The 9582-nt window shown below is 39.4% G+C and carries 8 protein-coding genes and 2 pseudogenes; all 10 read left to right on the top strand.

What is annotated here, in order from left to right:
• A pseudogene (locus IQ242_RS09105) lies at nucleotides 1–390 on the top strand (Uma2 family endonuclease); the annotation flags it as partial.
• A 190-nt stretch (nucleotides 391–580) separates the two neighbouring features.
• Nucleotides 581–3634: a DNA methyltransferase gene (locus IQ242_RS09110; protein ID WP_193959748.1), complete on the top strand. Its 3054-nt coding sequence runs from the start codon at nucleotides 581–583 to the stop codon at nucleotides 3632–3634.
• Nucleotides 3635–3716: 82 nt separating this feature from the next.
• Nucleotides 3717–3968, top strand: a complete 252-nt coding sequence (locus IQ242_RS09115; RefSeq protein ID WP_193959749.1) for a DUF2281 domain-containing protein — start codon at nucleotides 3717–3719, stop codon at nucleotides 3966–3968.
• Nucleotides 3969–4150: 182 nt separating this feature from the next.
• Nucleotides 4151–4471, top strand: coding sequence for a DUF4258 domain-containing protein (locus tag IQ242_RS09120; RefSeq protein ID WP_052278164.1), 321 nt, complete (start codon nucleotides 4151–4153; stop codon nucleotides 4469–4471).
• A gap of 1 nt (nucleotide 4472) precedes the next feature.
• Entirely contained in the window at nucleotides 4473–4691 is a 219-nt protein-coding gene (locus tag IQ242_RS09125; protein WP_052278163.1) for a YgiT-type zinc finger protein, read from the top strand.
• 6 nt (nucleotides 4692–4697) lie between these two features.
• On the top strand, nucleotides 4698–4913 hold the full coding sequence (locus tag IQ242_RS09130; RefSeq protein ID WP_072923986.1) for a hypothetical protein: 216 nt from the start codon (nucleotides 4698–4700) through the stop codon (nucleotides 4911–4913).
• 44 nt (nucleotides 4914–4957) lie between these two features.
• Nucleotides 4958–5290 (top strand): DUF6883 domain-containing protein, encoded by a 333-nt coding sequence (locus tag IQ242_RS09135; protein ID WP_193959750.1) that lies wholly within the window; start codon nucleotides 4958–4960, stop codon nucleotides 5288–5290.
• 12 nt (nucleotides 5291–5302) lie between these two features.
• Nucleotides 5303–5530 (top strand): DUF4926 domain-containing protein, encoded by a 228-nt coding sequence (locus IQ242_RS09140; RefSeq protein ID WP_002790332.1) that lies wholly within the window; start codon nucleotides 5303–5305, stop codon nucleotides 5528–5530.
• Between the two features lie 52 nt (nucleotides 5531–5582).
• Nucleotides 5583–8942: a helicase-related protein gene (locus IQ242_RS09145; protein ID WP_193959751.1), complete on the top strand. Its 3360-nt coding sequence runs from the start codon at nucleotides 5583–5585 to the stop codon at nucleotides 8940–8942.
• A 478-nt stretch (nucleotides 8943–9420) separates the two neighbouring features.
• A pseudogene (locus tag IQ242_RS09150) lies at nucleotides 9421–9582 on the top strand (Uma2 family endonuclease); the annotation flags it as partial.

Below are 9582 nucleotides of genomic sequence, written 5' to 3' on the forward strand. Positions count from 1 at the left end.
AATATTGACCGCAAGAACAAGAAAACTCTCTATCAAAATACCTTTCGCACTCCTAATTATTTTTGGTTCGATCCTAATACGTTAGAATTACAAGGATTTAGACTAATTGAGGGACAATATCAAGCCATTTCTCCCAATGAACAGGGTTATCTCTGGAGTGAACAGTTAGGATTATATTTAGGGATATTTGACCGGAAACTGCGTTATTTTACCGCCGATGGTCAATTAGTCCCCACTCCTCAAGAAGCGGAATTAGAGCAACGACAGGCAAAAGAACAGGCTCTTTTAGAGAAAGAACAGGCTCTTTTAGAAAAAGAAAGGGAACGACAAGCTAAGGAAAAATTAGCCCAAAAATTGCGAGAATTAGGCATCGATCCCGATACAATTTAACTGAAGTGGCAAAAGTCCTAAATAGTCAGATGTTAAAATCAGACACCCCCCTTATTAAGGGTAGGGTTGATTCATGAATCAACCCTACCATGAATCAACCCTGCCATGAATCAACCCTAGGGATCAAGGGGGGATTTATAACCAGCTACCTAGAGAAAGTAAACCTAAAGGAGAGGTCGTGAGAAAACTTATGAGTGATATTGAACTTCGGCAGTCAGTTTATGACCTTCTTTCATCCCTGAGAGGATTGGATGCGCTCAAAAAATTATTCTGGTCTGAGTTAAATTACGAGCGAGAAAATCAAACCTTGTCCCGACGCAATTGGCCAGATAAAGCAGTAGAAGCATTAGCAGAAGATCCAATCCTATTAGCTTCTGGGGGGGAAGATTTTCAGATTATTTATGCTCGTCTCAACTCGGAGCAACTGCTGCTCAATTTAGAGCGTCTTGTCGTTACTCAACTGCTAAAAAACCATCCCTACACTCTCTTTGTGTTCTCTGATTCCCACCAAGAACGGTGGCATTTTATCAATGTTAAATATGATGTTAAACAAGAAAAACGGCAAGTCTTGCGGCGAATTACAGTGGGTCCGGGGGAACAGTTACGAACCGCCACAGAACGCCTAAGTTTACTGGATTTAGATAATATTAGTTCCGAGTCTCCTTTAGCGATTCAGGAACGTCATGATGAAGCTTTTGATGTTGAGAAAGTTACTAAGAAATTTTTTGAACAGTATCGCTCGGTCTTTGAAAAAGTTGAGCAATTAATTACTAAAACTATCCCTAATGCTGACCAGAGAAGACTATTTACTCAGAAGCTATTTAATCGCCTGATGTTTATTGTTTTTATCCAGAAAAAAGGTTGGCTGAAGTTTAACGAACAAACAAACTATCTAGAAACCTTATGGCAGGATTATCAGAATGATAACAGCACCTCGGACAAAAACTTTTATCATAATCGCTTGACTCATCTGTTTTTTACGGGACTAAATAATCCCCAACAAACGGATATTATCAGTATCAATAACGGTGGTTTTCTTCGGCAAATAATCGGCACAGTTCCCTATCTTAATGGGGGATTATTTGAACAAGATGAAGATGACCGCAATCCTAATATAATAGTACCCGATCAGGCGATCGATGTTATCTTACAGGGCCTTTTTAGTAATTTTAATTTCACTGTAACTGAGAGTACACCCCTGGATGTGGAGGTAGCAGTGGACCCAGAAATGTTGGGAAAAGTGTTTGAGGAATTAGTCACGGGAAGACATGAATCAGGTAGTTATTACACACCTAAACCGATAGTTTCTTTTATGTGTCGGGAGGCTTTAAAGGGATATTTAAGCAGTAAATTAACTTCTGAAAACAAAGAAGCGATTGAGCTTTTTGTTGACGAATATAATGCTATTAATTTAAAGAATCCAGAGGCAGTTTTAGAAACCTTAAAACAGGTTAAAGTCTGCGATCCTGCCTGTGGAAGTGGAGCTTATTTATTGGGAATGTTGCATGAGTTATTAGATTTGCGTCAGTGTTTATTTGCCACTAAAGGTATTGATTACAAAACGGTTTATCAGCGCAAGTTAGAGATTATTGAAACCAATATCTATGGAGTTGACATCGATCCTTTTGCGGTTAATATTGCTCGCTTAAGGTTATGGCTTTCCTTAGCGGTTGAATATGAGGGAGACAATCCGCCACCGCTACCCAATTTGAAGTTTAAAATCGAAACAGGAGATAGTCTAATTGCTCCTAATCCCCAAGGTTCTGGGATGGTGCGCGAGGAGTTTATCCATCGGTTTAGGGAAGCTAAAGCGAAGTATTTAAGAGCGCATTTAGGCAGTGATAAACAAAGTCTTGAACAGGAGATTAATGAGGTTAAGAAACAGATTGCTTTATTAACCCATGGCAGTGCTTCTGTGATTGCGAGTGATAAGGAAGCTATCTCAAAAGGATTTGATTGGGTGGTGGAGTTTGCCGAGGTATTAGCGGAGGGAGGTTTTGATATTCAGGTAGCAAATCCCCCCTATGTGAGACAGGAATTAATTAAGGATTTAAAGCCAACTTTAAAGCAAGTTTACCCGGAAGTTTATACGGGAACATCGGATTTATATTGTTTCTTTTATGCGAGAGCTTTACAGTTACTTAAAACTGGGGGAATGTTAGCTTTTATTTCTTCTAATAAATGGTTTCGAGCAAAGTATGGGGAGAAGTTAAGAGAGCATATCGCTGATACTTGTCAGGTGAGAAGTATTACCGATTTTGGGGATTTACCAGTATTCAAGAGTGCGACAGCTTACCCGATGATTTTTATTGCTAATAAAGAGCAAGGACTCAATGATTCAATTATTTTTACTGAAGTAAAATCATTAGATGATCCCTATCCTGATGTCTCAACTTTAATTCGTCAACAGGGAAATATTTTAAATCATCAATCCTTGAATGGAAAAAATTGGATGTTAACTGATACTTCTACAGTTGATTCTATTAAAAAAATGAAAGCGTCGGGAATTACTTTAGAAGAATACGTGAAAGGAAATTTTTTTTATGGAATAAAAACAGGTTTAAGCAAAGTTTTTTTTATTGATAAAAAAACAAAAGAATATTTAATCAATCAAGATGAAAAAAGCTCAGAAATAATCAAACCATTAGCCATTGGTAAAGACATTAAAAAGTGGTCTATTGATCTTAAAGATAGATGGTTAATTTTTACAAAACAAGGAATTGAAATTAATGATTTTCCTGCTGTTAGAGAATATCTTCAACAATATCGATCACAATTAGAACCAAAGCCTAAAAACTATTCTAAAACTCAAAAATGGTTAGGACGTAAGCCAGGTTCATATAAATGGTATGAGATACAAGATAATGTGGCTTATTATCAAGAATTGAGTAAGCCTAAAATCGTTTATCAACGTTTTCAAGTAAAACCTTGCTTTGCTTATGATACTAATGGAATATTTGTTAATGACGCTGTATGGATGATAGTAATTGATGATTTATATTTATTAGGTATTTTAAATTCTCAATCCTTTTGGCAAGAAATAACCCGTCATTGCACACAAATTCAAAACGGATACCAATTACTAAGAGTATATCTTCAAAAAGCTATAGTTCCAAATGCTTCTGAATCTGAAAAAGAACCCATCATTAAATTAGTACAAAAATGCTTAGATGCCAAAGGGGTTAACTGTGAAGAATGGGAGAAAGAGATAGATGAGAGAGTAGCGGCATTGTATGGATTGTAAGGGGTTAGATACCCGAATTATTAAAGAAGTCGGGTATCTGAAATCAAGATATAATTATTAAAACCCCCAAGAGAATGAAACCATGACACAAGCAACAACTACCCCCTCACAAACCATCTTAGAAAAACTGCACACCCTCACCCCCCAACAACAGCAAGAAGTAATCGACTTTATTGAATTCTTGCAATTTAAGGCAGAGAAGACAGAAATTACAGAAGAAGAAGAACCGATTTCTGCTTATGAATCAGCTAAAGATTTAGTGGGGTGTGTGGAAAGTGGAATAGGCGATCTATCTTATAATAAAAAATACCTTAAAAGTCCAGCAAAAAAATGACAGATTTAATAATCTCGGAGAGAAATAATTGATTTAATTATTCCTGATTGAGATATAATTATTAAAACCCCCAAGAGAATTAACCCATGACACAAGCAACCACCCCCTCACAAATGAAATTTCCTTAGATTTAGTCTCCATTGCCCCAAAACCACAGCAAATATAGAGCTTAACCAGTTGAAGTGACTTCTGACAAGATACTCGAACAAGTACGAGAAGCAGCAGCCAAAAGACTTCTGTTTCTTCCCCATACTATTGGGCAGATGTCACGAGGCGATCGCATGATGACAACAACCGAGATCGAAACTGTTGTCATGACAGGTGAACTGATAGAAAGCTATCCTGAAGATGTGAGGGGACAAAGTTGTTTAATATTAGGATTTGGAGAAAATAGCAGACCGATTCATGTCGTCTGTGCTCCCAAAGACGAATATTTGGCGATTATTACTGCCTACCTTCCCGATCCATCAAAGTGGTCATCTAATTTTAGAAGGAGACGTTAGAATGGAATGCCTCTGCTGCAAGGGACAAATGAAACGGGGAACTGCTCCCTTTGCCATTGATCGCAACGGATACCATCTTTCTTGGGATGCTGTCCCTGCTTGGGTGTGCGAACAGTGTGGCGAAGTCCTTTTTGAAGCTCGTGAAGTCAATTTAATTCAAGAAACTCTCTCTATTCTAGATCGTGAAACTGCCGTCTTAGTTGAGCAAGCTTTATCCTAAACTACTATGAAAATACAAGGAATTATCAAAGGCAATACTATCGAGCTATTAGAGGATTTATCTCTTCCTAATGGCGTAAAAATTTCTCGGTCAATTCCCGATAATTTAATTCAAAAAAAATTATTGTGGGAAGACTTAGAAACTCTTATTGGAGTATGGAAAAATCAACCAGAACTCGATGATATATTTTCTGAAATTGACCGAGAGCGCCATAGATCATAGTTCAATCAAGGCAGCAGAGACAATGATTGAGTAGGTGGTATAATGTGAAATTACCCAATCCTAAAAATACCATTATTGATGATAACAAATTGACCGGTTATGCCCTAAATCTAAATCATTCAGATGGACAGCATAAAGCTAGGGTTTTTCAATCCGTCTTAAACTTAGATATTAATAACGTTCAATTTCTTAAAAATGCACTCCTAGAAGCAGTTAAAACCTATGATGCTATTCCTGACAAAATCAATCAATATGGACAAAAGTATGTTATTGATTTTACCCTGACTCATCAAAACAAAACCGCCATTATTCACAGTGTTTGGATCATCAGAAATGACGAAAACTTTCCCCGCTTAGTGACTTGTTATGCACTTTAAGGAGATAATCAAATGAAACTCTTAGATGTAGTTGCCTTATTAGAAGACTTACCCCAATTAGGATTATATTGCGGACAAGTCGGAACAATTGTAGAAGTTTATGAACCCACAGTTTTTGAAGTGGAATTTAGCGACACATCAGGACGTGCTTATGCTATCGAAACCTTACAAGAAAATCAACTAATGTTATTACATCATTCTCCCTTAGAACCTAAAAATTTAGCTGTAAATATAGGTTAAATTTTCTTAAAAAACATTATTGATATAACAATTATCTTATGGATATCGAACTATGCCTACCCACGACATCATCGACAATCGCCAGCAAAAATTAGTCGATAACATCAACCAAATTCTTCACTCCTCGGAAGCTGCTCATTTTGCCGTCGGTTACTTTTTCCTCTCTGGCTTTACTGCGATCGCACCTCGTCTCGCCACCATCCCACAAATGCGCCTCCTGATTGGCAACACCAGCAACAGGGAAACCATCGAACAATTAGCAGAAGGCTACCGCCGCTTAGAACTAATTAAAGACCATCTGGAAGCACAAGAATATCCCAAACGGACAGAACGCCAGCAGATGGCAACAGAAACCGCCGATAATATTCGTTCCAGCGTCGAACTAATGGACCAAACAGATCAAGCAGAAACCTTAGTAAAAAATCTGGTTCTTATGATTGAAGAAAAACGCCTTCAGGTGCGAGTTTATACTAAAGGGCGACTCCATGCTAAAGCCTATATCTTCGACTACGGGACAATTTATAACCAGCAGGGACAACCTTTGGAACGTCAAGAAAAAGGCCTTGCTATCGTTGGTTCTTCTAACCTTACTTTATCAGGAATTTCCCACAATACCGAACTTAATGTTATCGTTCACGGTAATGAAAATCATGCCAGTTTAACAGAATGGTTCAATCAACTTTGGCAGGAAGCAACAGAATTTGATGAAACACTGATGCAGTCTTTAAAACAGTCTTGGGCGATGATGCCAGTACGTCCCTACGACATCTATATGAAAACTCTCTATATGCTCGTGCGCGATCGATTGACAGAAGAAACTGCCAGCGAAATGATGATAGATAACGAAATTACCGAGAAACTAGCAGACTTTCAAAAAGTAGCAGTTAACCAAGCTGTTAAACTCATCCGCGAGTATGGAGGTTGTTTCGTTTCCGATGTGGTAGGACTAGGAAAAAGCTTTATTGGTGCTGCCATTGTCAAACGTTTTGAACAAGTGGAAAAAGCCCGCCCCCTCATTATTTGTCCAGCGCCACTGGTGGAAATGTGGGAACGCTACAACGAAATTTATCAACTTAACGCCCGCGTTTTATCGATGGGATTGCTGCGGGAAGATGAAACCAGTGGCATCAGAGTTTTATTAGAAGATTTTAAATACAAAGATCGAGATTTTATCTTAATTGATGAAAGTCATAACCTCCGGAATGCCGCAACCCAAAGATATAAAATCGTCGAAGCCTTTTTAGCAGCTGGGAGACAATGCTGTTTCCTGACAGCAACTCCTCGCAATAAAAGTGCTTGGGATATTTATCATCAGATTAAGCTTTTTCATCAAGATGATAAGACAGATTTACCCATAGATCCGCCCGATCTAAAAGAGTATTTTAGATTAGTAGAGAAAGGAGAAAAACAGTTACCTGACTTGTTATCTAATATCTTGATCCGGCGCACTCGCAACCACATTTTACGCTGGTACGGCTTTGATGCCAAGACTCATAAACCCGTAGATGCAGACAATTTCAAGGATTATTTAAACGGAAATCAACGCGCTTACGTTATTGTGGGTGGTAAGCATCAGTTTTTTCCCAAAAGAGAACTACAAACCATTGAATATAGTATTGAAGATACCTATCAAGGACTTTACCAAGAACTGCGCCAATATTTAGGGAAATCTCGCCAACAGCAACCAGCCAAACCTCGTAAAAATGAACTTTGCTATGCTCGTTATGGTTTGGGGAATTATGTATTACCAAATAAGCGCAAACAAGAACCATTACTCAGTTTACAAACTGGGGGAGCAAATTTAAGAGGACTGATGCGAGTTCTGCTATTCAAACGCTTTGAATCTAGCGTTTATGCCTTCCAACAAACTGTTAAGAAATTACTGCAAGTCCATCAACGCTTTCGAGAAGCTTTACGCCAAGGAATTATCCCCGCCGGAGAAGAAGCTCAGGCAATTCTCTATGAACCAAACAATGGGGAAGAACAAGATATTATCGATGCTTTGCGTCAGGCATCTGGGAAGTATGATCTAGCTGATTTTGATGCCACAATATTGCAGAAACACCTCGAACATGACATCCAATTGCTAGAGAAAATTTTGCACTTAGTTGAGCCAATTACTCCAGACAAAGATGCTAAATTACAAACTCTCAAAAATTGGTTGAATAAACCTCCGCTGCAGGATAGCAAGTGCCTCATCTTTACTCAGTATGCTGATACCGCCTCTTACTTATATCAAAACCTCAATCCTAACGGCGATCGAGACGATCTAGAAGTCATCTACAGTGGCGATAAAGATAAGGCGCGGGTAGTGGGAAGATTTGCCCCCAAAGCCAACAAATACTATAAATTGACCCCGGGAGAGTCGGAAATCAAAACTTTAATTGCTACCGATGTTTTAGCCGAGGGTTTAAACCTACAAGATGGCAACCTGATTATTAATTATGACCTGCATTGGAATCCCGTCCGACTTATTCAAAGGTTTGGTCGGATTGATCGGATTGGCAGCGAGAATGATGTGGTTTACGGCTTTAATTTTCTCCCAGAGACGGGATTAGAGCGGAATCTAGGATTACGACAAAAACTCAAAAACCGCATTCAAGAAATTCATGAAACCATCGGTGAGGATGCGGCAATTCTTGACCCCACAGAACAGCTTAACGAAGAGGCTATGTATGCGATTTATGAAAAAAGTGGTAGTCATCAATTAAGTTTGTTTGAAGATGAGGGAGAATTTCTCGACCTCAATGAAGCGGAAGAAATTCTCAGACAACTCCAGCGAGAAAATCCGGCTGAATACGAACGGATAACTAACCTGCCTCACGGCATCCGAACGGCTCGCTTTTCTCTGAATAAGGGCATAATTGTCTTCTGTGAAGCTTCTTATCCGAACCGCAAAGATTGGAAGGGCTACCAGCAATTATACTGGCTCGATGAACAGGGAGAGATCAGATCAAAAGATACTGCCCGCATTTTAGGAATGCTCAAAACCAACCCAGAAGAAGCAGCACTGCCGCTGCCCAAAAATTACAACCAAGCAGTGATGCAAGTCAAGATTAAATTTGCTCAAGAAGTCCAACACCGCCAATCGGAACGGGAGTACAGCCGTTCTCTGACTCAAGGACAGCGATACATCTTGCGAGAATTGGGACTGCTGTTCAAAACCACGCAGGATGAAGAAATCCGTAAGCAGGTTAACCTATTAGAACAGGCCTTTCGCCAACCGATTACCACTGTACTCAAGCGCGAGTTAAACCTGATTAAGCGCCGTAGCCTGACAGGAGAAGCTTTGTTTAGCGAACTGAAGAAATTATACAGCCAACATGAGATGCGGGACTGGTTAGATCGCCGCCGCTTGCAAGGTGAGGAGCAACCAATTCCCATCATTATTTGCAGTCAGGCTTTAGTTTAGAAACGGCAATAGCGATCGCCCTGTCCCTTACCCCCTCAGAAAAGGTGGGTTTTTTTTCTACCATCGATAAGTAGGGAGGCACAATTATTTGTAGGATGGGTTATACCATTTTTCTTTATTCGCGTCACAACGAATGAAGGTTTGGCAAGCATTCGAGCGTGGATGTCTGTCATGGATTTAGAAATTTGGTATTAGCGGTAGCGTAACCCATGCGGGCGTTGGGTTTCATGCTTCAACCCAACCTACGTTCTGGTTATAATTAAATTAAAAATGGATTTTAGGTTCGATCCCCCCTGCCCTCCTTGATAAGGTAGGGTTGATTCATGAATCAACCCTACCCTTGATAAGGGGGGTGTCTGACAACTTTTAACGCCTACCTACTTAGAATTAAATTAGGGGCAAAAATCCCCCAGTACCATCTCTAAAGTAGTGGGAAAAACGCTATAATTAATCAATCCTAAAATACCTGGAAAAAGTCATGACAGCCCTAGACATGATCCCAGATGTCACCTATCCCCCCACAGATTTATGGAGTGATGAACCACCCTTGGCAAGTGATCTACACCTGCAACAGATCATCATTCTCCTTAGTTGTCTAGAATTATTATGGCGCGAGAGGAGTGATTACTACGCTTCGGGA

The sequence above is a fragment of the Microcystis sp. LEGE 08355 genome (assembly GCF_015207185.1).
Classification (GTDB): Bacteria; Cyanobacteriota; Cyanobacteriia; order Cyanobacteriales; family Microcystaceae; genus Microcystis; species Microcystis panniformis.

Bases quoted from the DNA above. Each gene is read 5' to 3' on its own strand.
- IQ242_RS09145 (WP_193959751.1), top strand. From the start codon at position 5,583: ATGCCTACCCACGACATCATCGACAATCGCCAGCAAAAATTAGTCGAT.
- IQ242_RS09130 (WP_072923986.1), top strand. From the start codon at position 4,698: ATGAAAATACAAGGAATTATCAAAGGCAATACTATCGAGCTATTAGAG.
- IQ242_RS09110 (WP_193959748.1), top strand. From the start codon at position 581: ATGAGTGATATTGAACTTCGGCAGTCAGTTTATGACCTTCTTTCATCC.
- IQ242_RS09140 (WP_002790332.1), top strand. From the start codon at position 5,303: ATGAAACTCTTAGATGTAGTTGCCTTATTAGAAGACTTACCCCAATTA.
- IQ242_RS09115 (WP_193959749.1), top strand. From the start codon at position 3,717: ATGACACAAGCAACAACTACCCCCTCACAAACCATCTTAGAAAAACTG.
- IQ242_RS09125 (WP_052278163.1), top strand. From the start codon at position 4,473: ATGGAATGCCTCTGCTGCAAGGGACAAATGAAACGGGGAACTGCTCCC.